This window comes from Tardiphaga robiniae, assembly GCF_001618955.1.
In the GTDB taxonomy this organism is placed as follows: Bacteria; Pseudomonadota; Alphaproteobacteria; order Rhizobiales; family Xanthobacteraceae; genus Tardiphaga; species Tardiphaga robiniae_A.
Window position 1 is genome coordinate 1 of the sequence record NZ_LVYV01000005.1, and the last position, 23,847, is coordinate 23,847.

Genomic DNA, 23,847 nt, shown 5'->3' on the forward strand with positions numbered 1-23,847 from the left:
TAAGGTTTATATTCCCCTTCGTCCTGCCCCACCGAGAGGGGCGATCGCGATCGTCACGTTCGCGGGGTGGGATGCGGTGGACGCCGGAGATGCGGCGTCACGCGGTTCATGGGTGACGGCTGTCTTCGGGCAGGCCGGATCGTCTGTGGTCAGGATACCACTGGGACAGGCGGCACGGTTTGCCTTCGGGTGGCAAAAACCTGCAGATCACGCGACGGACGACCAGGTCAAAACGCGTTCGGCTTACTCGCTTGAGGCACCCTGTCCCTTCGCCTTGGGACTGTAATTTTGGTGATCGGATCGTTCGCCATGGCGAAGCGCAAGCAACCGAAAAAACACCGCATGCGGAACGTCGGGCAATCGCTCGGCGCCTCCGAAAGTCCTGATGCATTACCCCATGCGGAAGACCGCATTCGCATCAGGCCCAAGGGTGCAACGGGCACCTGGCGTTCCGCACGCCCTCTCACAAGGGGGCGGGAATGCAAACCACGACGGCGCCCCCGCGCCGCAAACAATGGGGGTGATGACGCATGTCTGAAGAGCAGTGGCTGTTTGATATTTGAAGAAGCTGAGACGCGCAGGCGGTCGCGATATCCCTCCCTCAAGCGGCGAAGCCGCGCAGTGGGGAGGGTCGGCCAAACGAGGCGATGCGCAGCATCGACGAAGTCGAGGCCGGGGTGGGGTGCCTCTGCGGGCTCCGAGCTTGCGATACTACCCCCACCCGACCGGCCCTTGGCCGGCCACCCTCCCCACGCAAGCGCGGGGGAGGGAGAAGTCGCCTCAGCTCACCACTTCAATTCACGCATCAGCGCTTTCGGTGGATGGCCGAACAGTTCCTTCACTTCCGCGGCGCCCATCTGTTCGATGCCTTCGAAGTCGCCGGCATGGATGCCGCGGGTGACGAACAGCAGGTCGATGCCATAGGCATGCGCGCCGGCGAGATCGGTGCGCACGGAATCGCCGATTGCCAGCACGCGATCCAGCGCCGTGTCCTTGCCGCGCCTCGCCTTGGCCAGCGTCATGGCCTGATCGTAGATCGGCCGATGCGGCTTGCCGTAGAAGATCACCTCGCCGCCCATCTCGCGATAGAGTTCAGCGACCGCGCCGGCGCAGTAGATCAAGCGGTCACCGCGCTCGACGATGATGTCGGGATTGGCGCATACGAGCGTCAGCTTTCGCGCCAGCGCCTGGCTCATCATGTCGCGATAGTCGTCGGCGGATTCGGTCTCGTCGTCGAACAATCCGCTGCAGACGATGTAGTCGGCCTGTTCGAGCGGGGTGAGCTTCACATCGAGGCCGCGATGGATCGAACTGTCGCGGTCCGGTCCGATCAGATACATCGCCTGACCCGGCTGGCCGGCGACGAAATTGCGCGTGAGGTCGCCGGACGAGACGATGGCGTCATAGGTGTCGTCAGCGACGCCGAGCTTGCGGAGCTGCCGCTGCACGGAGTCGGCGGGGCGCGGCGCATTGGTGATCATGATCACCGTGCCGCCATTGGCGCGAAACGTATGCAACGCCTCGCAGGCTTCGGGGAACGACTCAAGGCCGTTATGGACGACGCCCCAGATGTCGCTGAGAACGATGTCGACATGTCCGGTGAGGTCGCGCAAGCGCTCGACGAAACGCAGTGTGGTCATGAATTGAGGGCCGATCAGTTCGGGCCGGTGGCGCGGCGCGCCAGCGCGGCATTGCCGGTGGTGCGCGGCGGCTCAGGCCGCGCAGGCGTGGTTGGGGCGGATCTCGCTAGGCTATTGGGGTCGGTGGGCGCCTTTGCGGGGTCCTTGGCGGAGGGATTTGGCGCACCGCCATTGGCCGGCGTTTCCGGCCTGAGCGGGCGGGGCGCCGCGAACAGGAAGCCTTGCCCGAACCGGACGTCGAAGTCGAGCAGGTCGACCACGGCCCGTTCGCCCTCGATTCGCTCGGCGATCAGATCGATTCCGAACCGGCCGAGCAGGTCGGAGAGATCGGCGGGGTGAATGTCGGAATTCGACGTCTGCTTGGGGTCGAGCAGGAGTGCTGCCGGTACCTTGATAAAGCGCACGCCGCGATCGGCGAGGTCGCGGGGCTCGATCCGCAAATCCGTGACGTGATCGATGGAGAAGCGGTAGCCGCGCTGGGCGAGGGCGGCGAGATGCTCGCTTTCGATCGGGCCGAGATTGCGGAACACGTTCTGCTTGAATTCCAGCACGAAGGACGGCGCCAGCGCGCGGTTGGCTTCGAGGAAGTCGATGCATTGCGCGAAGGTCTCGGCATTCGACAGGGTCGCGCCAGCCATGTTGCAGAACACGCCGACATCCTTGTTGCGCACCATCAGGCGGCGCAGCACCTGCATGCAGCGCAGCAGCACGATGTGATCGATCTGGCCCATCAGGCCTGCGGCTTCTGCGGGACCGATGAACTCATCGGCGGTGATCACCTGATCCTTGTCGTCGCGCAGCCGGGTCATCGCCTCGTAGAAGCGCACCTTGCGCTGCGGCAGCGTGACCATCGGCTGCAGATAGATGTCGATACGGTTGTCGGCGATGGCACTCTTCACCATGGCGGTGAACTGCGCATTATCGCGCGCTGGCGCTGCCTCCGGCCTGACGACGATCGCAGGTGCCGTCGGTGTCACGGTGTCTTCGGCGACCTCGACGGCGAGCGGCACATCGGCAGCGGTCACGGGTTTGACCGGTGGCGATGGCGGCGCGATCGCCGCAGAAACAGTCGCCGGCGCAGGCATCGCTGTCAGCATGTCTTCGTGGGTGGCGACCGATGTGGCGAGTTGCTTCACCAGCGCACCCAATTCGCCGATCTCCCCGGCGACGGTCTGGATACGGTCCTGATTGGCTGTGCCGGCGGATGCGATCTTGCTCTCGACCACGGCGAGCCGGCGGCCGAACTCGGCGACCTGCCGGGCGAGGTCGGCGGTGCCACGCGACAGATCGGTGATCTGGCCAGTGGATTCGGCGCGGTCTTTGATGCGCATCGACACCGCGTTGTAGAGGATCATCACGGTCAGCGCAGTCAGTGCGACGATGGCCGATTCGTAGCCGCTGATGCCGGCGATCGCATACAGCACCAGGCCAAGCGAGGCTGAGACCAGCACCATGCAAATGCCGACAAAAATCGTGGAGATGCGGATCATAACGCGCGCAACATCCTCACATCCAAACTCCTGCACGGCACGACAAAGGTCCGGCCGCGAGCGCTCCCGGCGCTAAGTACCCGGCCAACCTTAGCATTATTGTTGATTCGGAAAGCAGGGCTGGGAGAACTTGCCCACCGGTGCTTTTGCACCTCAGGCGCTGGCGCGGCCGAGCGTATCGGCAATGGCGGCGCCACGTGCGCCCATCGGTCGTCCCGGTCCGACGGTGGTATCCACGGCGGTCTGGTGCTCGATCTCGGAATTCAGCTCGGCCCCGCACAGAACGATGATCGCGGACATCCACATCCACATCATCAGGCCGATGGCGGCGCCGAGCGAGCCGTAAGTAGCGCTGTAATTGCCGAAATTGGACAGGTACCAGGACAGCAGCGCCGAGCCGGCAAGCCAGAGCAGGGCCGCAGCGAGGGTGCCGATGCTGAGCCATTCCCAGCGCGCGCCGGGGCGGCTCGGACCGAAGCGGTAGAGGATGCCGAGTGCCAGCACGACCACGAGCAGCAGAAGTGGCCAGCGGGAGAGGCTGATGATCGTCTTGCTGTCGGTGGCGAGACCGATCCGGTCCAGCGTCAGCGGCAGCGCAACGACGGCGCTCACCATAAGAAGGAGCGCGGCGATGGCACCGGCGGTGAAAGTGAGCGAGAGCATATTGAGCTTGATGAAGCTGCGCTTCTCGCGCTCGCCATAAACGACATTGAGCGCGTCGATCACGGCCTTCACGCCGGCATTGGCGCTCCACAGCGCCAGCGCAAGGCCGAACAGGAAGGTGAGGCCGAGCTTGGCCTGCCCATTGGCGAGCACGCGCGCGATCTGATCCTGCACGATCTGGAACGAGCCATCCGGCAGCATCAACGCCAGCGTCTGCAGATTGTCGGAGATCGTCGAGGCATCGGCGAACAACCCGTAGCAGGAGACCAGCGCAGTGATCGCCGGAAACACGGCGAGCAGGCCGAAGAATACGACGCCGGCCGCAATCGCCAGCAGCCGGTCCTCATTGATCTGCTCATAGGTGCGCCACAGCACGTCCTTCCAGCCGGTCCATGGAATCTGCAGCGGACTGGACGAATGGCGGCCGCGGCCGGGCTGAGCGAGTTCGCGGGTGAATGTCTGTGGTGGCGGGACGTCGGTGTCGCCGATCGGTTGCGGCTCATCTGCCACGGACCTCTCGGTATTGCGTGTCGAGAAAAAGCTCTGCAACGCGAGCACGGCAAAGGTTGTCGCTGCGACAAGCAGCAGACTGTCCGTGTCGGATCGGCGGACGGCCATCAGGCGTTCGCTTTGCTCGCGGGTCTGCGGACAGGGGCCGGCTGCGCAAGGCTGCGGCGCCGGGCGAAAGCCCAGCCGGCAAGCGTCGCGGCCAGAACGAGGCCGGCTTTGACGGGGCCATTGTTTGGCAGGGGCTGTGCGGAGCGTGTGCTCGGCCTGAATTCGTTCGGCGCGGGTGCGCGACGCGGTGCGGCCGATGTGACCTGCTCATGTTTGCCGGGGCTCGCATTGATCGCGACCCGCAAGCGGCTGCCGAGACTGGGAAACTGTTTCGCCGGGCGTTTCAGTCGGCTCGCAGCGAGGACAGCGAAGAGGGCAGCGAGCACCAGCAGCAATCCGCCGGTTGCGCCAAAGGCCTGAAACAGCCCGTAGCGCAGTTCGACCCAGCGAAACAGCGCGGCGGCGCCGACCAGCAAGGTGGCAATCAGAAAGATGCCTGCAGCAGCATAAAGTCCGGCAGCGACCGCATAAGAGACCGCGATGCCCTGGGTCTGCTCACTGCGGTCACGGATATAGGAGGACGTGGCGCGCTTGACCTGATTGAGCTTGAGCGCGAGCCCTGTTCGCACCAGGGCGCTTGCGAGCGGTGGCATATTGAAAGCCTCGTTCTGCGCCGGCAGATGTCTGAAATGGTATCGCGGCCGGCATTTGAAATTGAACGGGGAGGCATGACGAAGGTTCCGCCGTGGCGAACCTTGTGGCGTCGCGCATGGCCAACCTCAAGTGATCGCGGGGCCGAACGCTTGCCGGTTTCTGCCTGCGCTGGTACCACGCCGCTATGAGCGAAAAGTCTGAAAAGCCCAAAAAACCCCAGAAACTGCGCGCGCGTCTGCCGCGCGGCCTTGGCGACCGCGGACCTGCCGATATCGCCGCGACCCGGCGGATGACCGACACCATCCGCGAGGTCTATGAGCGCTACGGCTTCGAGCCGGTCGAGACCCCGACCATGGAATTCACCGATGCGCTCGGCAAGTTCCTGCCCGATCAGGACCGGCCCAATGAAGGCGTGTTCTCGTTCCAGGACGACGACGAGCAGTGGATCTCGCTGCGCTACGACCTGACGGCGCCGCTGGCGCGCTATGTCGCCGAACACTGGGACGCGCTGCCGAAGCCATATCGCAGCTACCGTGCAGGTTACGTCTATCGCAACGAGAAGCCGGGCCCCGGTCGCTTCCGCCAGTTCATGCAGTTCGACGCCGACACCGTCGGCTCAGGCTCGCCGGCGGCGGATGCCGAAATGTGCATGATGGCGGCCGATGCGATGGAAGCGCTCGGCATTCCGCGTGGCAGCTATGTGGTGCGCGTCAACAACCGCAAGGTGCTCGATGGGGTGATGGAGAGCATCGGCCTCGGCGGCGACGAGAACGCCGGACGACGCCTCACGGTACTGCGGGCTATCGACAAGATGGACAAGTTTCCGGTTGATGAGATTGCAAAACTGCTCGGGCCGGGGCGCTGGGACGGCGGCGAGGAAGGCAAGGGTGACTTTACGAAGGGCGCAGGTCTTTCAGATCATCAAGCCAGCGTCATTCTGGGATTCTTGAAGACCAGCATTGGTACCGCTGAAATCCGAAGCCGTGGAGGCTTCGGGAATTTTGCATTCAGTGGCGACTTGCTAGAACTGCTATCGACTTCAGTAACCGGTACTGAAGGTGTCAAAGAGCTCATCGAGATCGCTAATTTGACTTCTGCGTCCGGATACCAAGATGGCCGGATCCTAATTGATCCCTCAATTGTCCGCGGCCTCGAATACTACACTGGCCCGGTCTATGAAGTTGAACTCACGCTTGAAGCAAAAGATGAGAAGGGCCGTCCCGTCCGCTTTGGTTCGGTCGGCGGCGGTGGGCGTTACGATGGTCTCGTCTCGCGCTTCCGCGGCGAGCCGGTGCCGGCGACGGGGTTTTCAATTGGCGTGTCGCGACTGCAAGCGGCACTCGAACTCATTCACAAAGACAAGCCAAAGCCTGTCATCTACGGCCCCGTCGTCGTCACCGTGTTCGATCGCGACCGCGTCGCCGATTATCAGAAGATGGTCGGGAGCCTGCGCAATGCCGGCATCCGCGCCGAACTCTATCTTGGCAATCCCAAGAGCATGGGCAACCAGCTGAAATATGCCGACCGGCGCAATTCACCCTGTGTGATCATTCAAGGCTCCGACGAAAAGGCGACCGGCGAAGTGATGCTGAAGGATCTGATCCTCGGCGCCGGACTGTCGGATCTGGAAGGGGATCGCGACGCCTATCTGCAGAAGCAGGCAGAGGCGCAGACCAAGATTGCGGAAAACGATCTCGTGAGCGCGGTCCGCAAGATTCTCGACAAGCACGGCGTGAAATGGAATTAATCCACGCGCCAACAATTGGTAGAGCAATGGGAGACATCAATGCCTGAGATCACGATCAACCTGGCGGCAGGCCGCACCGACGAGCAGAAGAAGGGCATGATGCTCGACATCACCCAGGCGCTGGTGAAGAATCTCGGCGTCACCGCCGATGCCGTCGTCATCCAGATCAACGAAGCGCCGCTCAACAACAAGATGAAGGGTGGCCAGACCTTCGTCGAGCGCGCCGCCGCCGCGAAGAAGTAAGCGTCTATCCAAACACTGCGATATTCTGACGGCTGGCCATGATGGGCCGGCCGTTTCGATTCCACAGCGTCATCGCCTGGCTGGAATAACCGCCGGCGATCTGCTCGGCGACATTGCGGATCAGCCACCAGCCGTCATCGGTGGTGATCTCGTCGGTGAGCATGTCGATCGACCAGGTCATCGTGCTGATCGGCGAGGGCGTTGTGGATCGAACGGAAGCTGCCGGCGGCGGCGCGTCGGCCAAGGCCAGCAACGCCACCAGCGACGGCTGGATGCCGGGCTCGCAGTGGCGCAGCCACAGCATCATCTGCGGATCTTCGCTGCCGCTGAACGGCATCGAGCCCCCCATATGCCGGCCTTCGATATGCTCCAGGAAACGCAGCGTCGGCGGCGCACGGCGAAAGAAGTCCGGGCAATGCTCCGGTGCTTTCAGTTCCGGCGTCCCGGTCTCCACATGGGCAAAAGCCGATTCACGCGCGGCGCCGAAGCAGAACATGGCGCGGGTCGCGAGGCCTGCTTCGCCGACAAGATCGACGCTGGCGAACAGTGTCGATTTGCCCTTGCGCAGAACGCTGGCGCGCAACTGCAATGGACCGGGGGCCGGGCCGACGAAGGCGATCTGCGCCGAGCGAAGCGGCGGCACGGCGCCGAATTCATTGAGTGCAGCCTGCATGCACAGTGCCGCGGCCAGACCGCCATAGATGGTACGGCCCTGTAGCCAGTCGTCGCTGACGCTGACGGCCCAGCCGTCGCCGGAGCGGGTCATGGACGACATCAGTGCGGTGAATTCAGTCATGGAGCTGCCCTTTGGAGTTTCCTGTCGCCGGCGTTGCGCACGCCATTGGGATGATTACCATCATCTATAGCGGAGAACGCAGCGGTGGAAAACATCGAGTCAGCGGGCCTGCGGCTCTATTGCGGCCGGTGCATGCCCTTCATCTTCTCCATGTCCTTGACATTCATCTTCATGCCGCCGGGCATCATGATGTCGCCGGGCTTCTGGTCCGGCTTGCAGGCGCCGAGCCATTTGGCTTCCAGCTGCGTGGTGCTGTCGCCAGTATTGGCCTTGGCGCCGCCCGAATTCTGCGAGGTGATCTTCATCGTATAGGCAGAGTTGAAATCGCCGGTGATCTCGGCATGCGACGTGCTTGTGGTGCCGCCGATATTGCAGACCGAATCCGTGACATAGCCTGTCGCGGTCTTCTTCATCTCGTTCTTCGAACACATGTCCTTCGCCATCGGCGAGAAGGTCGTGTTCATGGACTTGTCGGTGGACTCATCAGTGCAGTGCTGCATCGTCATGCCGGGCATCCCGGCGCTGCCCTGCATCTTCATTTCCCAGAGCCCGGCCTTGCGTGCTGGCAACTCGATGGGATCGGCGATAGCGGGTACTGCCCACAACATCGCAGTGGCGCTCAAAACGGAAATATTCAACAATGAAACATAGCGTCGCATCATGCCTGGTTCTCTCCAAGCCGATGAGACGCTGTGTCGCGTAAAAAGGTTCAGTAGCGAACGCGGAGCGGCCGATCCGAGGCGCCATAAGGCACCCAGCGGCAGGCGAACGAGACGTAGGCGCCATATTCCTGCGGTGCGCTCAGGAATTTCACGACCTTGCCGTAACGCGCGCAATGGTCGATCGCCAGGGCGCGAATATCGGTCTGGCTGATCAGGGATGTGGAGATGATACCGCCGGTGTCATTGCCCTTGAATGGCGGCACCCAGTCGGCCTTGGCCGCGCTGCTCATGATCGCACCGCTCAGACCTGCAGCCAAAATCGCCAACCGAATCATTCGCATCACCGTCTCCATCGTCGTTATGGGCACCTTAGAGGGCATCGGCGACGCTGAAAAGAACGCCGTCAAGGTTCTGACGGAGTTGTGCGCCGGGTGTGGCCGCGATGCACTTGACCCTGCACGGGCTTCGCGGCACGTTCCGGGAACAATCATCAGACGGCGGATTCCCCATGCGCGACCTCATCTCATCCTGGAAGAAAGCCGTCCTGGCTGCCGTTACCGGCGCCGTTCTCGGGCTTATGACCCTGGCTCCGGGCGCTCAGGCTGCGAACCTGCTGGAGCTGAACTTCTGGCTGTCCGGGCCGAACTACGAGGGCCGTCTGGCGGATTGCGAAGCTGGTCTCTCGACGATTTCGTCGCAGTTCCAGGACAAGGAAAGCACCTTCTGGAATTCGGCGCTGCAGATCACCGGCTTCAGCCGTGTTCATGAGACCGCCTTCCGTCCTTGGCAGTCCGACAACATTCCGCGCCGCTACTGCACCGCCGATGCGATGCTGACCGACGGCAAGATGCGCCAGGTGCATTACTCGATCATCGAGGATGGCGGCTTTGCCGGTTATGGCCAGGGCGTCGAATGGTGCGTCGTCGGCCTCGACCGCGACTGGGCCTACAACCCGCGCTGCCGGGCGGCGAAGCGCTGAGCTTCGTTCGCCGACCTAAACAATTTTGTTCTTGAATTGTTCTTGATGCCTGACTAGGCTTGCCCTTCTCAGGGGTGGGGCGCGTCATGTTTCAGGCACTTCGATTTGTCGTTTCGCGAAGGTTTTTGTCGCTCGCGTTTCTGGCGCTTGCTGCGCTGACGGCCAATCCGGCCTCTGCGCAGGACCGCCGGCAGAATGCGCCCGGCGAATTCGATTTCTACGTGCTGTCGCTGTCATGGTCGCCGAGTTTCTGCGAGGCGGCTCAGGAGCGCGGCGGCAACAACCGCTCGGCCCAGATGCAATGCGGCGGCCGGCCTTACTCCTTCGTGGTGCATGGGCTTTGGCCACAGTACGACCGCGGCTTCCCGAATTACTGCGAGCGTCCGGCCCCGCGGCTGGCACGCAATATCATGCAGTCGATGCTCGACCTGATGCCGGCGCCCGGCCTGATCTTCAGTGAGTGGGACAAGCACGGCACCTGCTCCGGCCTCGGCCAGCGCGGTTATTTCGAAGCCATCCGCAAGGCGCGCGCCGGGGTTAAAATTCCCGACGAGTTTCTCGATCTGCAGCAGGCCAAGACAATTGCGCCGGACGCAATCGAGGAAGCCTTCATCAAGGTCAATCCGGGCCTCAGCAATTCGGCCATCGCCGTGACCTGCGATCGTAACCGCCTGACCGAGGTCCGGGTCTGCATGAGCAAGGATCTCCAGTTCCGCGCCTGCGAGGAGATTGACCGCCGCGCCTGCCGCCGCGATCAGGTGGTGATGCCGCCGATGCGAGGCGGCTAGCCAGCGCGTATTCCGCAAAGTGAATACCGGTTTTGCGACCGGAATACGGGCAGATAGACGTCTAAACTTTTGCGGTGTGAGCCATCGTAGCGTACTGCTGGCGCATGAATTATCGACACGCCTTCCACGCCGGCAACTTTGCCGATGTCATCAAGCACATCGTGCTGGTCCGCATCCTGACCCATCTGCAGGAGAAGCCGGCGCCGTTCCGCGTCATCGACAGCCATGCCGGCGCCGGGCTCTATGACCTGACCGGCGACGAGGCCACGCGCTCGGGCGAGTGGACCACCGGCATTGCCCGTGCGCTGCAGGCGCGCTTCACGGAATCCAGTGCGCCGCTGGTCGCGCCCTATCTCGACATCGTCCGGTCATTCAATGCGCTGCGCGAACTCAAAGCCTATCCCGGCTCGCCGCTGATCGCCCGCGCCTTGCTGCGGCCGCAGGACAGCATGGTGTGCTGCGAGGTCGAACCGCAGGCGCGCAAGAAGCTGATCTCGGCGCTGCGCAGGGACGAGCAGGCGCGCGTCGTCGATATCGATGGCTGGGTCGGTCTGCCGGCCTATGTGCCACCAAAGGAACGACGCGGTGTGGTGCTGATCGATCCGCCCTACGAAGACAAGAACGAGTTCGCGCGGATGGCTGCAGTGTTCGAGCAGGTCTACGCCAAATGGGCGACCGGCATTTACATGCTGTGGTATCCCGCCAAAAGCCGGCGCGCGACCGATGAACTGGCGCAGCATGTCGCGGCGACGGCTGCTGCATCCGCAACGCCCGGTAGATGTCTACGCCTCGAATTCAGCGTTGCACCGCAAACGGCGGATGGCCCGCTGACCTCGACCGGACTTTTGATTGTCAATCCGCCGTGGAAGCTCGCCGCCGAGCTCAAGGAAATCCTGCCGCAGCTCGAGAAGCCGCTTGGCCTTGGCGGCGCCGGACGCTTCCGGCTCGAAACGGCCAAACCCTGACGTCGCACGGCCTGCGCCGAACTACGCAAACTCCAACTATCAAACGGCGCCGCCAAAAACGGTAGTCAATCCCGGCGGAACCGTATTAAGCTGTTGTCATTATGACTGGCTTTACGTTCCGCTTCCGCGAATGGTTGCGGCGGAGTGACGTGGCCCAAATCGATATTGAAACAAGGCCTAGCTTCCGTGGAGTGAATGTCCGGTCGGTCGCAGCGCGAAAGCGCCGCGGCGGAGCATTGCGGGGAGGGACCCGATGGGCATGAGCGGTACGGTCAAGTTTTTCAATGGCGAGCGAGGCTACGGCTTCATCAAGCCGGACGATGGCGGACGGGACGTGTTTGTGCACATTACCGCAGTCGAGCGCGCTGGCCTGAAGGACCTGATCGAAGGACAGCGGATCACCTTCGAGGTCGAGCCCGACAAGAAGGGCAAGGGCCCCAAAGCGGTCAATCTGGTCATCACAGGATAGCGGCGGATCCAGCTTGGGAGTGGGCCATAAAAAATCCCGGCCGCAGCGCGGCCGGGAGTGGATGACGATGGTTTCTTGTACTTGGAGTCGACGTATCTGGAGACGAAGTACTTGAGCAGAGGTCCGGACGCGAAGCGTCCGGAGCCGGACTTAGAAGTGATAGTTCACGCCGATGCGTACGGTGCCGAAGCTGAGCGCGCTGTCGGTGCCGGTGAGCGTGTAGGTGTTCTTGGACAGATCGACATAGAGATATTCGATCTTGGCGGTCCAGTTCTGGTAGATGCCGACTTCCGCGCCGACACCCGCGGTCCAGCCGACCGAAGTCTGCGACTGCTGCAGGCCGTTCAACTCGGCTTCCAGGCTGCCAAAGGAGAGGCCGGCGGTGCCGTAGAGCAGTACGTTGTTGAAGGCGTAGCCGATGCGACCGCGCGCGGTGCCGAACCAGGGGTTCGAGAACTTGTAGGTGGCAAAGCGGTCATCGGCGCCGGTGCCCTGCAGATCACCTTCGAGACCGAACACGATGTTGCCGCTCTGCCAGTTGTAACCGCCGGTCACGCCGCCGGCGATGCCCGAGGGCTTCGCGCCGGTGTTGGAGACGCTGCCCCATTCGTAACCGAGAGTGGCGCCGAGATACGGGCCGGCCCAGCTATAGGCGTTGAGCGGCTGGGCGACGGTATAGGGGGCGCGCGAACGGTAAGGCATGTCCGCCGCATGTGCTGTTGTCGCACCTGCAGCCACGAGGGCGACTGCTGCGAACGCAAACTTACTCATCTCAACTCTCCAAAATACGCGTTACTGCCGGCCCATGGGAGCGCGCTCGGAATCTGCCGAACGAAGCCTTAGGGTTACGGAATTCCATCATTTATCGAGACGATTTATCGAGAGTTTTAGATTAAGCGGTCCTTAACGGCCCTCAGCGGCGCCGTATTGGCGTTAAAAGAGTCTTACTTTTGACGATCCGCGAATTTCCCGCGTGGACAGCTAAAATCCTGTGGCTTGCTGCAAACACCTGGGAAACCGGCTGTCGCATGGGCATTCGGGTCGGTCGGATGCTGGCGATGACCCGCCGCAGCGCCTAAATTGGGCTCATGATTCAAGACCCCACCGAGCCGCTGCACGAGACGCCATCTGAGCCCGCGGCAGAGCCAGGTTCCGACGGCCCTAGTTTCGGACAGGGCATCCAGTCGACCCTGCAGGCGCCACCCGATCTCGAACCGGAACCCGCGGCGGCCGACGACGAGGAAGACGGCGCGCTCCCGGATGCTGCCGATGACGATTTCGGCGACGTGGTCGCCGAGGGCCCGCTGGCGATCGGCCGTGCGGCCATCGAACATGCCGTGCGCCATGCGCCGACATCGCCGGGCGTCTACCGGATGCTGAATGCGGCCAACGACGTGCTGTATGTCGGCAAGGCCAAGAATGTGAAGAAGCGGCTGTCGTCCTATGCAAGGCCGACCGGGCAGGTGATGCGCATCGCCCGCATGATCGCGGCCACGGTGGTGGTGGAGATCATCTCGACCGCGACCGAGACTGAGGCGCTGTTGCTTGAGGCCAATCTCATCAAGCAGCTGCGTCCGCGATTCAACGTGCAGCTCCGCGACGACAAGTCCTTTCCGTATATTCTGATCTCGGGCGATCACTGGGCACCCCAGATTCTGAAGCATCGTGGCGCGCAATCGCGGCCCGGCCGCTATTTCGGTCCGTTCGCATCGGTCGGTGCGGTCAATCGGACCATCACGGCGCTGCAGCGCGCGTTTCTGGTGCGGTCGTGCACGGATTCATTTTTCGAGAGCCGCACGCGGCCCTGTCTGCTGTATCAAATCCGCCGCTGCTCGGGCCCCTGCACAAGCGAGATCGATTTTCCCGGCTATACCGAACTGGTGCGCGAGGCGAAGGACTTCCTGTCCGGCCGCAGCCGCGCCGTGAAGCAACTGCTGGCCGGCGAAATGGAGAAGGCGTCGGACGAACTCGCCTTCGAGCGGGCGGCGCTGTATCGCGACCGTCTGGCGGCACTCTCGGCAATCCAGTCGCAGCAGGGCATCAATCCGCGCACCGTGGAGGAGGCCGACGTCTTCGCCATCCATCAGGAGGGCGGCTATTCCTGCGTCGAGGTGTTCTTCTTCCGCACCGGCCAGAACTGGGGCAACCGGGCTTATTTCCCGCGCGCGGAGAAATCCTACACGTCCGAGGAAGTGCTGGGCTCATTCCTCGCGCAGTTCTACGAGGACAAGCCGCCGCCGAAGATGGTGCTGCTGTCACACGCCATCGAGGAAAGCGAGCTGCTGGCCAGCGCGCTCAGCGTCAAGGCTGGTTTCAAGGTCGAGGTGCTGACACCGCAGCGCGGCGAGAAGAAAGAGCTGGTCCTCCACGCGCTGACCAATGCCCGCGAGGCGCTCGGCCGCAAGCTCGCCGACACGGCGACGCAGACGCGTCTCTTGGAAGGTATGTCGAAGATGGCGGGCATGGCCACCGTGCCGAAGCGCATCGAAGTCTATGACAACAGCCATATCCAGGGCACCAACGCGGTCGGCGCAATGATCGTGGCGGGGCCGGATGGCTTCATCAAGAACCAGTACCGCAAGTTCAACATCAAGTCCGAAGGGCTCACGCCCGGTGACGACTACGGGATGATGAAGGAGGTGCTGCAGCGCCGTTTCAAGCGGCTGCTGGCACCGCCGGTTGAGGGCGAGGTGGCCAAGCCGAAAGACGATGACGTGCCGCTATGGCCCGATCTCGTCATCATCGATGGCGGTCGCGGCCAGCTTAATGCGGTCAAGGAGATCTTCGACGAGCTGAAGCTGACCGATGTGACCCTGATGGCGGTGGCCAAGGGGCCGGATCGCGACGCCGGCCGCGAGACGATGTTCATTCCCGGCCGCGAGGCTATCAAGCTGGAGCCGCGCGATCCCGTGCTGTATTTTATCCAGCGGCTGCGCGACGAGGCGCATCGGTTCGTCATCGGATCGCACCGCACACTGCGCAAGAAGGACATCCGCGAGGCCGGACTGCAGGAAATCCCGGGAATCGGCCCGACCCGCAAGCGGGCACTCCTGCACCATTTCGGAACGTTAAAAGAGATCGAGCGGGCCTCGGTGGGCGACCTTGGCAAGGTTCCCGGCATCTCGGCCGAGAGCGCCCGCAAGATTTTCGACTTTTTTCACCCTCAGCCGGGGGCCAGATGATCGCAAAGATGAACGAGACGTAATCTGGCTGTCGCATGCCTTGGGGCAGTTTTGCGGTAAACTAAGCCGCGCCGCTTCGCTGGCGGTTGACCTCTGCGCTCTGGCAGTATTGGTAAGACGGATGACAGTGACCACGAGACGGGCCGCGAATTCCGCGATGTCCCTGCCAAATATCCTGACCATGGCCCGCATTGCCGCCATTCCGGTGGTGGTAGGCTGCATCTATTCGCAGTCGATCATGGATGGCCCGCTATGGCTGCGCTGGGTCGCGCTGGCCGTCTTCATCGGCGCCGCGGTTACTGATTTTCTCGATGGCTATTACGCCCGGATCTGGAATCAGCAGTCGGCCTTCGGCCGGATGCTCGATCCGATCGCCGACAAGCTGCTGGTGGCCTCCTGCCTGCTGATGCTGGCGGCCGACGGCATCATCCATGGCTGGACCCTGTGGGCTGCCATCGTGATCCTGTGCCGCGAAATTCTGGTCTCGGGCCTGCGTGAATATCTCGCCGCACTCCGTGTCAGCGTCCCGGTCTCCAGAGTGGCGAAGTGGAAGACGACGGCCCAGTTGATCGCCATCGGCTTCCTGCTGGCCGGCGAGGCCGGCGATCAGGTGATCCCGATCACGACACAGCTCGGTCTGTTGCTGCTCTGGATTTCCGCGCTTGTCACCATCTACACGGGCTACGACTATTTCAGGGCTGGCATTCACCACCTCATTGCGGAGGAGGCATGAAGGTCGTCTACTTCGCCTGGGTGCGCGAGCGCATCGGCAAGGCCGAAGAGACGGTCGAGCCGCCGGCGGCCGTGCGCACTGTCGGCGATCTGATCGGATGGCTGAGCACGCGGGGCGACGAATATGCCTATGCATTCGAAACGCCGAAGGTGATCCGCGCCGCCATCGACCATACCCATGTGCGGCCCGACACCGTCATCGCTGGCGCCCGCGAGATTGCATTCTTCCCGCCGATGACCGGCGGCTGATTTACCAACGACTGCGTTGATCTCATGACCTACAACGTGACCATCCGCATCCAGGATGCCGATTTCGACGTTTCCAGCGAAATCGCGGCGCTGACGGCAAGCCGTACGGACATCGGCGCAGTTGTTACGTTCAGTGGTATCTGCCGTGGCAGCGAGGGCAGCGGCGACGCAACCACGGCGCTGACGCTGGAGCACTATCCCGGCATGGCCGAGGCAGAGATTGCGCGTCATGCTGATGAGGCGATGAACCGCTGGCCGCTGACCGGATTGACGATCGTTCACCGCGTCGGCCGCATCCTGCCCGGCGAGAATATCATGGTGGTGCTGACCGCGTCGGCGCACCGCCAGGCGGCGTTTCAGGCCGCTGAGTTTCTGATGGATTACCTCAAGGCGCATGCTCCGTTCTGGAAGCGCGAGGAAACCGCCGGTGGCAGCAGCTGGATTGCTGCGAAGACCGACGATGACGACGCCGCGGCGCGCTGGGATAAAAACTGATGGCAAAGAAGACTGTGAAGACAACCGCGAAGAAGGCGGTCAGGAAATCTGCGAGCAAGGCTTCTGCAAAGGCAAAGACCTCCATGAAGAAGATCGCGACTGCGACCCTGCCGAAGGTGGCGCCGGGCGAGCTAGCGACATTGCTCGATTATGTGCGCTACGCCACCAGCCGTTTCATCGAGGCCCGGCTCTCTTTTGCGCACGGCACCACCGATCCCGTGGCCGAAGCCGCCTTCATCGTCTGCGAAGTCCTGCATCTGCATCCCGACCAGTTCGAGAATTTCGCCATGGCGCGGGTGACTGCGGCTGAAGGCAAGCAGATCCTCGACATCATTCATCGCCGCGTGACGACGCGCAAACCGGCGGCCTATCTGCTCAACAAGATCTATATGCGTGGCCTGCCGTTCTATGTGGACGAGCGCACTATCGTGCCGCGGTCTTTCATCGGCGAATTGCTGGATTCGCATTTCAGCGGTGATGACGGCGAAGGCGGATCGCTGATTGACGATCCCATGGAGATCGAAAGCGTGCTGGATCTTTGCACAGGTTCTGGCTGCATCGCGATCCTGGCGAGCCAGTCGTTCCCTAATGCGCAGGTCGATGCCGTCGATCTGTCGCCCGCAGCGCTCGCCGTCGCCATGCGCAATGTCATCGATTACGGGCTCGACGAGCGACTGACGCTTTACAAGGGCGATTTGTTCGAACCGCTTGGCGATACCCGCTACGATCTCATCATTACCAATCCGCCTTATGTCGATGCGCAGGGCATGGCGGATTTGCCGGATGAATGCCTGGCCGAACCCGCGATGGCTTTCGATGGCGGCGATGACGGGCTCGACATCGTCAGGAAGATCATTGAACAGGCTGGCGATCATCTGAATCCGCATGGCGGTTTGTTGTGTGAAATCGGTCGCGGCCGCGCCAACGTCGATGAAGCCTTTCCCGATCTGCCGCTGATCTGGCTGGACACCGAAGACTCCGAAGGCGAGGTGTTCTGGGTGTCCGCTGCTGCGCTGCAAGGTCGCGGCGCCAGCTAGTCGGACATCTGGCCAAACACGCCCGCAGCGTTTATCACGGCATCTTCACGCGAATTTTGATGTGTGAATGTCCGACATCGTTGTCGGACGGATTTTGACGCGACATCTCTTACCGTCGCGACGTTCAAATCGACTGAAGGATGTCATGCTGCTGGCTGTCGATCAGAAAGCGCTAACGCGCAATCTGTGGCTCGCTGAATTGCGAGCGACGCTGGCGCTTGGCTGGCCGCTGGTGCTGACCAATCTTGCGCAGATCGCACTCACGACGACTGACGTGATCATACTCGGCCGTGTGAGTGCGGAGGCTCTGGCTGCGTCGGCGCTGGGTGTGAATGTCTATTTCGCGATTCTGATCTTCGCCATCGGCCTCGTCACTGCGACATCGCCGATGATGGCGGAAGCGATCGGTCGCAAGTTGCATGCGGTGCGAGATGTCCGGCGAACATTCCGGCAGGGTTTGTGGACGGCGCTGATCGTCTCGGTGCCGGCATGGATCATTCTCTGGCACACCGAAGCGATCCTGTTGCGGTTCGGTCAGGAGGCGCAGGCGGCTGCCGATGCGCAAACCTTCATGCATATGTTGCAATGGGGTTTCCTGCCCGCGCTCGGGTTCATTGTGCTGCGCTCCTTTGTCGCTGCCGTGCAACGTCCGCTCTGGGCGCTGGTGGTGACGGGCGTGACCATTCTGTTCAATGCTGCCGCCAACTGGGTGCTGGTGTTCGGTCATCTCGGGTTTCCGGAGATGGGTTTGCGCGGCTCCGGTCTTGCGACCACGCTGTCGAACATCTTTCTGTTCGCAGTCTTTGCGCTCGTCGTCGCATTGCATCCGAAGTTTCGGCGCTATCATCTGTTCGGCAACTGGTGGCGTGCCGACTGGCCGCGCCTCGCAAAGCTATGGCGCATCGGTTTTCCGATCGGCGCGACGCTCGCATTCGAAATTACCGTCTTCAATGCGGCAGTGTTCCTGATGGGGCAGTTTGGAACGGCCGCCATCGCGGCGCATGCGATTGCAATCCAGATCGCATCGATCTCCTTCATGGTGCCAATGGGACTGAGCCAGGCGGCAACCGTCCGCGTTGGATTGGCCAAAGGCGCCGTGGATCGCGATGGCATCACGCGAGCAGGATGGACTGCATTCGGCCTTGCGGTGGCATTCATGGCGTCGATGAGCATGCTGTTGCTGGTTGCGCCGCGTGTCCTGATTGGCGCCTTCATCGATCTGGGCAATCCCGCCAATGCCGTCGTCATCGATACGGCAATGTCGTTTCTGTTTTGCGCGGCGGTGTTCCAGATTGCGGACGGCGCGCAGTCGGTGGCTGCAGGGATGCTGCGCGGATTGCAGGATACGCGCGTGCCGATGATCTTTGCCGCATTGGGCTATTGGGGCTTCGGCATGGGTCTCAGCCTGCTATTCGCATTCAAGCTGGGCTTCGGCGGCGTCGGCATCTGGATCGGGCTGGCAGCGGGTCTGGCGGTCGTCGCACCGGTCATGCTTTGGCGTTGGACTCGGCGCGAGCAACTCGGGCTCGTGCCGGCGACTTGAGCCAAATAAAAATGCCGCAGCCTCGAAAGGCTGCGGCATTTGTTGTCTTCAGGCGCGTGGGCTTACAGGACCTTGCGGATCCAGTTGTGCGGGTCGGGTGCGCGACCGTATTGGATATCGACCAGTTGTTTGCGCAGCCCCATCGTGACGGGACCAGCCGTGCCGCCATTGATGGTAAAATCACCGCTCGCGGAGCGCACCTGGCCGATCGGCGAGATGACCGCTGCCGTGCCGCAGGCAAAGGCCTCTTTCAGCTTGCCGCTGGCAGCGTCGGCACGCCACTGGTCGAGCGTGTAGGCCTCTTCACGCACCTGCGTGCCCTTATCCTTCGCCAATGCGATGATCGAATCGCGGGTGATGCCTGGCAGAATCGTGCCGAGCGGCGGTGTCAGCAGCGAACCGTCCTCGAACACGAAGAAAATGTTCATGCCGCCGAGTTCTTCGATGTAGCGGCGCTCGACCGCATCGAGGAACACGACCTGATCGCAGCCGTGATCGCTGGCTTCCGCCTGCGCGCGCAGGCTCGCGGCGTAGTTGCCGCCGCATTTGACGGCGCCGGTGCCGCCGATCGCGGCGCGTGTGTAGTTCTCTGACACCCAGATCGACACCGGGGCGGGTCCCCCCTTGAAATAGGAGCCGACCGGCGAGGCGATGACAGCGAAGATGTATTCCGCGGACGGCTTCACCCCGAGGAAGATCTCGCTCGCGATCATGAAGGGGCGCAGGTAGAGGCTGCCTTCGCCACCTGGAATCCAGGCGCTGTCGATGCGCACGAGTTGCTCGACCGCTTCGATGAACACGGGCTCGGGCAGCGGAGCCATGGCCATACGATCGGCCGAATTCCGGAAGCGCCTTGCATTGGCATCGGGACGGAACAGATTCACGCCGCCGTCTTCACGCACATAGGCCTTGAGCCCTTCGAAAATCTCCTGCGCGTAATGCAGCACGGCCGCTGCGGGATCGAGCGGGAAATTCGCGCGGGATTCGACGCGCGCGCCATGCCAGCCGTCGGTCTGATTATAGCGGACGATGGCCATGTGATCGGTGAAAACCCGGCCGAAGCCCGGATCCCTGAGCTTTGCTGCGCGGTCCGCCTCGGACACCGCGTTCGCCGCGGGCTGAATGTCGAATTTCAACAAAGCTGCGCCATCGATTTTATCGAACGAAACTCCCATGGATCTCACTCCTGCTTACGGCGCAGCTCCTGGGGGCGGCAGCGTCGATGTTGTTCTACGTCAAGCGGACCCACGGCAAAAGCGTTTCCGGCCCCGGTAGATGACCCAGGACAGGCTTTAGCGCCATGCCGAAGTCCGGTATGGTTCTCAGATCGGCCCTATTGGGCCATGCGGCGAGAGTTCTAATATTTCGTCGCGATGGTCAGTTTTGTAAGATTGAACCCAAGATATGTCAATATGGTTGACGTAAATTCCAAGGACGCGGCGTCACGATCGCTTGAGACGATCCAGCGGCAATCCAGCGGCGATCCTGCGAAACCGCCCCGCTGGGACATCATCGAGCTGTTGTTCTTTGCCTATCGCGACTTTGTGGGCGATCCCGACGATGTGCTCGATCAGTTCGGCTTCGGGCGCGCCCATCACCGGGTCGTTCACTTCGTGCATCGCTATCCCGGCCTGAAGGTTGCCGATCTGCTCGATGTCTTGCGTATCACGAAGCAGTCGCTGGGCCGTGTCCTCAAGCAATTGCTCGATGAAGGGTATATTGTTCAGAAATCCGGCGAGGCCGATCGGCGGCAACGGCTTCTTTTCGCCACGGCCAAGGGTGAAGCTCTCGTTGCGCAGCTAGCGGGTTTGCAGACCGATCGCATCAACCGCGCGCTCAAGGATTTTACGCCGGTCGAAGTTGAGGCGATCGGCAGGTTTCTCTCGGCGATGATCGACCGCAATGATCCCGACAAGGTGCTGCAGGTCATCTTGGGCCAGGCATCCGCCAAAACTGACGGCAGGACAAACAAGACATGATGTTAGCTCAGGCCGCCAAACGTATGCCGGTGCCATTGGCCGACGATGCGCCGCATCTGCTGCTGGTCGATGACGACCGCCGTATTCGCGATCTCCTCTCGCGCTTTCTCTCAGGCGAAGGCTACCGCGTCACCACGGCGCCGAGCGCCAAGGAAGCGCGCGCCAAGCTGCTCGGGCTCCATTTCGATCTCCTGATCCTCGATGTGATGATGCCAGGCGAGACCGGCTTCGAGCTCGCACGTTTCATTCGGACGTCGTCGGCTGTGCCGATCATCATGCTGACGGCGCGGCACGAAGCCGAGAGCCGGATCGAGGGATTGCAGATCGGCGCCGACGACTATGTTGCCAAGCCGTTCGAGCCGCGCGAACTGGTGTTGCGCATCGCGAATATTCTAAAGCGCAGTGCGCCGGTGCCGGTCGAGCGCGCAGAGTCGCTGCAATTCGGGCCTTACATATATCACCTCGTGCGCGGCGAACTACGCCAGGGCGACGAGATCATCCATCTCACCGACCGCGAGCGTGACATGCTGCGTGTGCTGGCTGCAGCGCCCGGCGAGACCGTGCCGCGCGGTGAACTCACCGGCGGCGGTGGCACCGTGAACGAGCGTGCGGTGGACGTACAGATCAATCGCCTGCGCCGGAAGATAGAGACCGATCCAGCCAATCCGCTGTTTCTGCAGGCCGTGCGTGGCATCGGCTATCGTCTCGTCGCGTCGCCATAGTTCGATGAAGTTTGCACGATGACCACGCTCGACACCGGCATTACCATCCTCCGCTCTGCGGCAGGCCGCGTCTCCGCGGCGCACAGTCTGATGGGCCGGCGCTTCAAGAGCGTGATGCCCACGGGGCTCTATGCCCGCACGCTGCTGATCATGATCGTACCGATGGTGCTGCTGCAGTCGGTGGTGGCCTTCGTCTTCATGGAGCGGCACTGGAACACGGTGACGCGCCGCCTGTCGCAGGCCGTGGTGCAGGACATCGCAACGCTGATCGACGTCTACAAGGTCTATCCGCAGGATAAGGACCGCACGCAGATCAAAGCCATCGCGCAGCAGCGCCTTGGCCTCGTCGTGGATTTCCTGCCGCTCGGCGACATGCCGCCGCCCGGTCCGAAGCCGTTCTTCTCGCTGCTCGATCAGGCGCTGTCGGTCCAGATCGGTCGGCAGATCACGCGGCCGTTCTGGATCGACACCGTTGGCCGCTCCAATCTCGTGGAAATCCGCATCCAGCTCGATGATGCTGTGATGCGCATCTTCGCCCAGCGCAGCGCAGCCTATGCATCGAATTCGGAAATCTTCCTGTTCTGGATGGTGGGGACGTCCTCGATCCTGCTGATCGTCGCGATCCTGTTCCTGCGTAACCAGATCCGCCCGATCCTGAAACTTGCTGACGCCGCCGAAAGTTTCGGCAAGGGCCGCGAAGCGCTGAATTTCCGGCCGCGCGGTGCGCGCGAGGTGCGTCGCGCCGCCAATGCCTTTATCGAGATGAAGGCGCGTATCGAACGCGCGATGGAGCAGCGCACAGCGATGCTAGCCGGCGTCTCGCATGACCTGCGCACCATTCTGACGCGCTTCAAGCTTGAACTGGCGCTGATCGAGGACGGTCCGGAAGTCGATGGCATGCGCAAGGATATCGACGAGATGTCGGGCATGCTCGAGGCCTATCTCGCCTTTGCGCGCGGCGACAGCGGCGAGCAGGCGCAGCCGACCGATATGGCGGCGGCGCTGGAAGAGCTTCGCAGCGATGCCGAGCGCAACGGACACAAGGCAACGGTCACGTTCCACGGCCTGCCGATCGTTACGGTGAAGCCCGCGGCCTTCAAACGCTGCCTCGGCAACCTGGTTTCGAATGCCGCGCGCCATGCCAACGACATCGCCATCACCGGCCATCGCGATCATCGCTATCTGACGGTGACTGTGGATGATGACGGCCCCGGTATTCCCGCCGACATGCGCGAGGAAGTGTTCAAACCGTTCCTGCGGCTCGACGACGCGCGTAATCAGGACGAAGGCGGCACAGGCCTCGGCCTCGCCATCGCCCGCGATATCGCGCGCTCCCATGGCGGCGATATCACGCTGACGGATAGTCCGATGGGTGGCTTGCGGGCGGTGGTGCGGGTGCCCGTCTAGTTACTTCGCCAGTTCCTTCGACCGCGCCGTTGCCGCAGCAATCGCGCGAGTCAGTAACGGCTCGAAGCCGTCATCGGCCATCAACACGCCGAGCGCCGCTGCAGTGGTCCCGCCGGGCGAGGTGACATTCTTGCGCAGCGTCGCCGCATCGAGATCGGACTGGCGCAGGAGTTCGCCGGAGCCGGACACCGTCTCGCGAGCAAGCTTCATCGCGAGTTCGGGTGGCAAACCGGCAGCAACGCCGGCGCGAGCCATTTCTTCGGCCAGCAGGAACACATAAGCAGGCCCCGAGCCAGAGACGGCGGTGACGGCATCGATCAGACTTTCGTCCTCGACCCATTCGACCGATCCGGTGGCGCGCAACAGCGCATCGGTCAAGCCGCGTTGCTCCTGCGATACGTCGCTCGCAGCAACCGCCACGGTGATACCGCGGCCGATGGCGGCCGGCGTGTTCGGCATCGCGCGCACCACTTTGCCGCCGCAGGCCTTGGCGATGCCGGCGATGGTCGTGCCGGCCATGATCGAGACCACCAAAGACGATCCGGCGATCTCGCGCAGTGTCGGCCCGACCTCGGCGAACATCTGTGGTTTCACGGCAAGAACCAGTGCGGCGACAGCGCCGATGTCCTTCACGTCCGGATTGAGACGGACGCCCTTGGCCGCGAGCGCCTTGATCTCGTTGGAGACATACGGGTCGATCACGACGGCTCGGTTCGGATTGAGCCCGCCAGCGATCCAGCCCGTCAGCATCGCGCCGCCCATCTTCCCGGCGCCGGCCAGCACGATGTGGCCGTCGATATCGTTGAGCGCGCGTGAGGTCGTGGAGGAGGTCATCGCAAAATCCCGG

General features: G+C 62.5%; 26 protein-coding genes. 16 read left to right on the plus strand and 10 right to left on the minus strand.

Annotated features, from left to right (window positions below; genetic code table 11):
- The coding region (locus A4A58_RS31255) for a hypothetical protein (protein ID WP_204378172.1) at positions 1-286 on the plus strand (286 nt) is incomplete at its 5' end.
- 499 nt (positions 287-785) lie between these two features.
- Here the strand turns inward: A4A58_RS31255 and A4A58_RS08925 are convergent.
- From A4A58_RS08925 to A4A58_RS08940, 4 genes are all read right to left on the minus strand, one after another.
- Positions 786-1,640, minus strand: a complete 855-nt coding sequence (locus A4A58_RS08925) for a TIGR01459 family HAD-type hydrolase (protein ID WP_068731135.1) — start codon at positions 1,638-1,640, stop codon at positions 786-788.
- 14 nt (positions 1,641-1,654) lie between these two features.
- Positions 1,655-3,130: an EAL domain-containing protein gene (locus tag A4A58_RS08930; protein ID WP_068731136.1), complete on the minus strand. Its 1,476-nt coding sequence runs from the start codon at positions 3,128-3,130 to the stop codon at positions 1,655-1,657.
- Positions 3,131-3,283: 153 nt separating this feature from the next.
- Positions 3,284-4,411 (minus strand): YihY/virulence factor BrkB family protein, encoded by a 1,128-nt coding sequence (locus tag A4A58_RS08935; RefSeq protein ID WP_068731137.1) that lies wholly within the window; start codon positions 4,409-4,411, stop codon positions 3,284-3,286.
- A complete protein-coding gene (locus tag A4A58_RS08940) occupies positions 4,411-5,004 on the minus strand; it encodes a hypothetical protein (protein WP_068731138.1) in 594 nt (197 codons plus the stop codon). The genes A4A58_RS08935 and A4A58_RS08940 overlap by 1 nt, the downstream gene beginning before the upstream one ends.
- Positions 5,005-5,189: 185 nt before the next feature.
- Between A4A58_RS08940 and hisS the strand changes: the two genes are divergently transcribed.
- Together hisS and A4A58_RS08950 are read left to right on the plus strand one after the other, a co-directional pair.
- On the plus strand, positions 5,190-6,752 hold the full coding sequence (gene hisS, locus A4A58_RS08945) for a histidine--tRNA ligase (protein ID WP_068731139.1): 1,563 nt from the start codon (positions 5,190-5,192) through the stop codon (positions 6,750-6,752).
- A 39-nt stretch (positions 6,753-6,791) separates the two neighbouring features.
- Positions 6,792-6,995 (plus strand): tautomerase family protein, encoded by a 204-nt coding sequence (locus A4A58_RS08950; protein WP_068731140.1) that lies wholly within the window; start codon positions 6,792-6,794, stop codon positions 6,993-6,995.
- A 4-nt stretch (positions 6,996-6,999) separates the two neighbouring features.
- Here the strand turns inward: A4A58_RS08950 and A4A58_RS08955 are convergent, their stop codons facing one another.
- The 3 genes from A4A58_RS08955 to A4A58_RS08965 all read right to left on the minus strand — a co-directional run bounded on the left by A4A58_RS08955 (position 7,000) and on the right by A4A58_RS08965 (position 8,794).
- A complete protein-coding gene (locus A4A58_RS08955; RefSeq protein ID WP_068731141.1) occupies positions 7,000-7,791 on the minus strand; it encodes a thioesterase family protein in 792 nt (263 codons plus the stop codon).
- A gap of 116 nt (positions 7,792-7,907) precedes the next feature.
- Positions 7,908-8,399, minus strand: a complete 492-nt coding sequence (locus A4A58_RS08960; protein WP_433993618.1) for a DUF3617 domain-containing protein — start codon at positions 8,397-8,399, stop codon at positions 7,908-7,910.
- Positions 8,400-8,500: 101 nt separating this feature from the next.
- Positions 8,501-8,794 (minus strand): hypothetical protein, encoded by a 294-nt coding sequence (locus A4A58_RS08965; protein WP_068731365.1) that lies wholly within the window; start codon positions 8,792-8,794, stop codon positions 8,501-8,503.
- A 167-nt stretch (positions 8,795-8,961) separates the two neighbouring features.
- On the opposite strand from A4A58_RS08965, the gene A4A58_RS08970 reads away from it, so the two are divergent.
- From A4A58_RS08970 to A4A58_RS08985, 4 genes are all read left to right on the plus strand, one after another.
- The gene (locus tag A4A58_RS08970) at positions 8,962-9,432 is read left to right on the plus strand and encodes a hypothetical protein (protein WP_068731142.1); all 471 of its coding nucleotides are present in this window, start codon (positions 8,962-8,964) and stop codon (positions 9,430-9,432) included.
- Positions 9,433-9,518: 86 nt separating this feature from the next.
- Positions 9,519-10,220, plus strand: a complete 702-nt coding sequence (locus tag A4A58_RS08975) for a ribonuclease T2 family protein (RefSeq protein ID WP_068731143.1) — start codon at positions 9,519-9,521, stop codon at positions 10,218-10,220.
- Positions 10,221-10,324: 104 nt separating this feature from the next.
- The gene (locus A4A58_RS08980; RefSeq protein WP_068731144.1) at positions 10,325-11,185 is read left to right on the plus strand and encodes a 23S rRNA (adenine(2030)-N(6))-methyltransferase RlmJ; all 861 of its coding nucleotides are present in this window, start codon (positions 10,325-10,327) and stop codon (positions 11,183-11,185) included.
- Between the two features lie 253 nt (positions 11,186-11,438).
- Entirely contained in the window at positions 11,439-11,654 is a 216-nt protein-coding gene (locus A4A58_RS08985; RefSeq protein ID WP_068731145.1) for a cold-shock protein, read from the plus strand.
- 150 nt (positions 11,655-11,804) lie between these two features.
- On the opposite strand, the gene A4A58_RS08990 is transcribed toward A4A58_RS08985, so the two are convergent.
- Entirely contained in the window at positions 11,805-12,425 is a 621-nt protein-coding gene (locus A4A58_RS08990) for an outer membrane protein (protein WP_068731146.1), read from the minus strand.
- Positions 12,426-12,742: 317 nt separating this feature from the next.
- Between A4A58_RS08990 and uvrC the strand changes: the two genes are divergently transcribed.
- From uvrC to A4A58_RS09020, 6 genes are all read left to right on the plus strand, one after another.
- On the plus strand, positions 12,743-14,836 hold the full coding sequence (uvrC, locus tag A4A58_RS08995) for an excinuclease ABC subunit UvrC (RefSeq protein ID WP_068731147.1): 2,094 nt from the start codon (positions 12,743-12,745) through the stop codon (positions 14,834-14,836).
- 121 nt (positions 14,837-14,957) lie between these two features.
- On the plus strand, positions 14,958-15,569 hold the full coding sequence (pgsA, locus tag A4A58_RS09000) for a CDP-diacylglycerol--glycerol-3-phosphate 3-phosphatidyltransferase (RefSeq protein WP_068731148.1): 612 nt from the start codon (positions 14,958-14,960) through the stop codon (positions 15,567-15,569).
- Complete coding sequence (moaD, locus tag A4A58_RS09005; RefSeq protein ID WP_068731149.1) at positions 15,566-15,817, plus strand: molybdopterin converting factor subunit 1; 252 nt, start codon at positions 15,566-15,568, stop codon at positions 15,815-15,817. Before pgsA ends, moaD begins: the two co-directional genes overlap by 4 nt.
- Before the next feature lie 24 nt (positions 15,818-15,841).
- Positions 15,842-16,312 carry a molybdenum cofactor biosynthesis protein MoaE gene (locus A4A58_RS09010; protein ID WP_068731150.1) on the plus strand — a complete coding sequence of 157 codons (471 nt, stop codon included), beginning with the start codon at positions 15,842-15,844 and terminating at the stop codon, positions 16,310-16,312.
- Positions 16,312-17,349 (plus strand): 50S ribosomal protein L3 N(5)-glutamine methyltransferase, encoded by a 1,038-nt coding sequence (prmB, locus tag A4A58_RS09015; RefSeq protein WP_068731151.1) that lies wholly within the window; start codon positions 16,312-16,314, stop codon positions 17,347-17,349. The genes A4A58_RS09010 and prmB overlap by 1 nt, the downstream gene beginning before the upstream one ends.
- 145 nt (positions 17,350-17,494) lie before the next feature.
- Positions 17,495-18,892, plus strand: a complete 1,398-nt coding sequence (locus A4A58_RS09020) for an MATE family efflux transporter (RefSeq protein WP_081421787.1) — start codon at positions 17,495-17,497, stop codon at positions 18,890-18,892.
- Positions 18,893-18,954: 62 nt separating this feature from the next.
- Here A4A58_RS09020 and A4A58_RS09025 read toward each other — a convergent pair whose 3' ends face one another.
- Positions 18,955-20,067 (minus strand): branched-chain amino acid aminotransferase, encoded by a 1,113-nt coding sequence (locus A4A58_RS09025; protein WP_068731152.1) that lies wholly within the window; start codon positions 20,065-20,067, stop codon positions 18,955-18,957.
- A 237-nt stretch (positions 20,068-20,304) separates the two neighbouring features.
- On the opposite strand from A4A58_RS09025, the gene A4A58_RS09030 reads away from it, so the two are divergent.
- From A4A58_RS09030 to A4A58_RS09040, 3 genes are read left to right on the plus strand one after another with little or no spacing between them, the layout of a single operon-like run.
- A complete protein-coding gene (locus tag A4A58_RS09030) occupies positions 20,305-20,871 on the plus strand; it encodes a MarR family winged helix-turn-helix transcriptional regulator (protein ID WP_068731153.1) in 567 nt (188 codons plus the stop codon).
- Positions 20,868-21,593 (plus strand): response regulator, encoded by a 726-nt coding sequence (locus tag A4A58_RS09035; protein ID WP_068731154.1) that lies wholly within the window; start codon positions 20,868-20,870, stop codon positions 21,591-21,593. The genes A4A58_RS09030 and A4A58_RS09035 overlap by 4 nt, the downstream gene beginning before the upstream one ends.
- Positions 21,594-21,611: 18 nt before the next feature.
- Positions 21,612-23,000 carry an ATP-binding protein gene (locus A4A58_RS09040; RefSeq protein WP_068731155.1) on the plus strand — a complete coding sequence of 463 codons (1,389 nt, stop codon included), beginning with the start codon at positions 21,612-21,614 and terminating at the stop codon, positions 22,998-23,000.
- On the opposite strand, the gene proC is transcribed toward A4A58_RS09040, so the two are convergent.
- On the minus strand, positions 23,001-23,834 hold the full coding sequence (proC, locus tag A4A58_RS09045; protein WP_068731156.1) for a pyrroline-5-carboxylate reductase: 834 nt from the start codon (positions 23,832-23,834) through the stop codon (positions 23,001-23,003).
- Positions 23,835-23,847: the final 13 nt, after the last annotated feature.

What these genes read in the sequence shown, in the direction of transcription:
- A4A58_RS08925 (WP_068731135.1), bottom strand. Translation starts at nt 1,640, where the DNA reads ATGACCACACTGCGTTTCGTCGAGCGCTTGCGCGACCTCACCGGACAT.
- A4A58_RS08930 (WP_068731136.1), bottom strand. Translation starts at nt 3,130, where the DNA reads ATGATCCGCATCTCCACGATTTTTGTCGGCATTTGCATGGTGCTGGTC.
- A4A58_RS08935 (WP_068731137.1), bottom strand. Translation starts at nt 4,411, where the DNA reads ATGGCCGTCCGCCGATCCGACACGGACAGTCTGCTGCTTGTCGCAGCG.
- A4A58_RS08940 (WP_068731138.1), bottom strand. Translation starts at nt 5,004, where the DNA reads ATGCCACCGCTCGCAAGCGCCCTGGTGCGAACAGGGCTCGCGCTCAAG.
- hisS (WP_068731139.1), top strand. Translation starts at nt 5,190, where the DNA reads ATGAGCGAAAAGTCTGAAAAGCCCAAAAAACCCCAGAAACTGCGCGCG.
- A4A58_RS08950 (WP_068731140.1), top strand. Translation starts at nt 6,792, where the DNA reads ATGCCTGAGATCACGATCAACCTGGCGGCAGGCCGCACCGACGAGCAG.
- A4A58_RS08955 (WP_068731141.1), bottom strand. Translation starts at nt 7,791, where the DNA reads ATGACTGAATTCACCGCACTGATGTCGTCCATGACCCGCTCCGGCGAC.
- A4A58_RS08960 (WP_433993618.1), bottom strand. Translation starts at nt 8,399, where the DNA reads ATGTTGTGGGCAGTACCCGCTATCGCCGATCCCATCGAGTTGCCAGCA.
- A4A58_RS08965 (WP_068731365.1), bottom strand. Translation starts at nt 8,794, where the DNA reads ATGCGAATGATTCGGTTGGCGATTTTGGCTGCAGGTCTGAGCGGTGCG.
- A4A58_RS08970 (WP_068731142.1), top strand. Translation starts at nt 8,962, where the DNA reads ATGCGCGACCTCATCTCATCCTGGAAGAAAGCCGTCCTGGCTGCCGTT.
- A4A58_RS08975 (WP_068731143.1), top strand. Translation starts at nt 9,519, where the DNA reads ATGTTTCAGGCACTTCGATTTGTCGTTTCGCGAAGGTTTTTGTCGCTC.
- A4A58_RS08980 (WP_068731144.1), top strand. Translation starts at nt 10,325, where the DNA reads ATGAATTATCGACACGCCTTCCACGCCGGCAACTTTGCCGATGTCATC.
- A4A58_RS08985 (WP_068731145.1), top strand. Translation starts at nt 11,439, where the DNA reads ATGGGCATGAGCGGTACGGTCAAGTTTTTCAATGGCGAGCGAGGCTAC.
- A4A58_RS08990 (WP_068731146.1), bottom strand. Translation starts at nt 12,425, where the DNA reads ATGAGTAAGTTTGCGTTCGCAGCAGTCGCCCTCGTGGCTGCAGGTGCG.
- uvrC (WP_068731147.1), top strand. Translation starts at nt 12,743, where the DNA reads ATGATTCAAGACCCCACCGAGCCGCTGCACGAGACGCCATCTGAGCCC.
- pgsA (WP_068731148.1), top strand. Translation starts at nt 14,958, where the DNA reads ATGACAGTGACCACGAGACGGGCCGCGAATTCCGCGATGTCCCTGCCA.
- moaD (WP_068731149.1), top strand. Translation starts at nt 15,566, where the DNA reads ATGAAGGTCGTCTACTTCGCCTGGGTGCGCGAGCGCATCGGCAAGGCC.
- A4A58_RS09010 (WP_068731150.1), top strand. Translation starts at nt 15,842, where the DNA reads ATGACCTACAACGTGACCATCCGCATCCAGGATGCCGATTTCGACGTT.
- prmB (WP_068731151.1), top strand. Translation starts at nt 16,312, where the DNA reads ATGGCAAAGAAGACTGTGAAGACAACCGCGAAGAAGGCGGTCAGGAAA.
- A4A58_RS09020 (WP_081421787.1), top strand. Translation starts at nt 17,495, where the DNA reads ATGCTGCTGGCTGTCGATCAGAAAGCGCTAACGCGCAATCTGTGGCTC.
- A4A58_RS09025 (WP_068731152.1), bottom strand. Translation starts at nt 20,067, where the DNA reads ATGGGAGTTTCGTTCGATAAAATCGATGGCGCAGCTTTGTTGAAATTC.
- A4A58_RS09030 (WP_068731153.1), top strand. Translation starts at nt 20,305, where the DNA reads ATGGTTGACGTAAATTCCAAGGACGCGGCGTCACGATCGCTTGAGACG.
- A4A58_RS09035 (WP_068731154.1), top strand. Translation starts at nt 20,868, where the DNA reads ATGATGTTAGCTCAGGCCGCCAAACGTATGCCGGTGCCATTGGCCGAC.
- A4A58_RS09040 (WP_068731155.1), top strand. Translation starts at nt 21,612, where the DNA reads ATGACCACGCTCGACACCGGCATTACCATCCTCCGCTCTGCGGCAGGC.
- proC (WP_068731156.1), bottom strand. Translation starts at nt 23,834, where the DNA reads ATGACCTCCTCCACGACCTCACGCGCGCTCAACGATATCGACGGCCAC.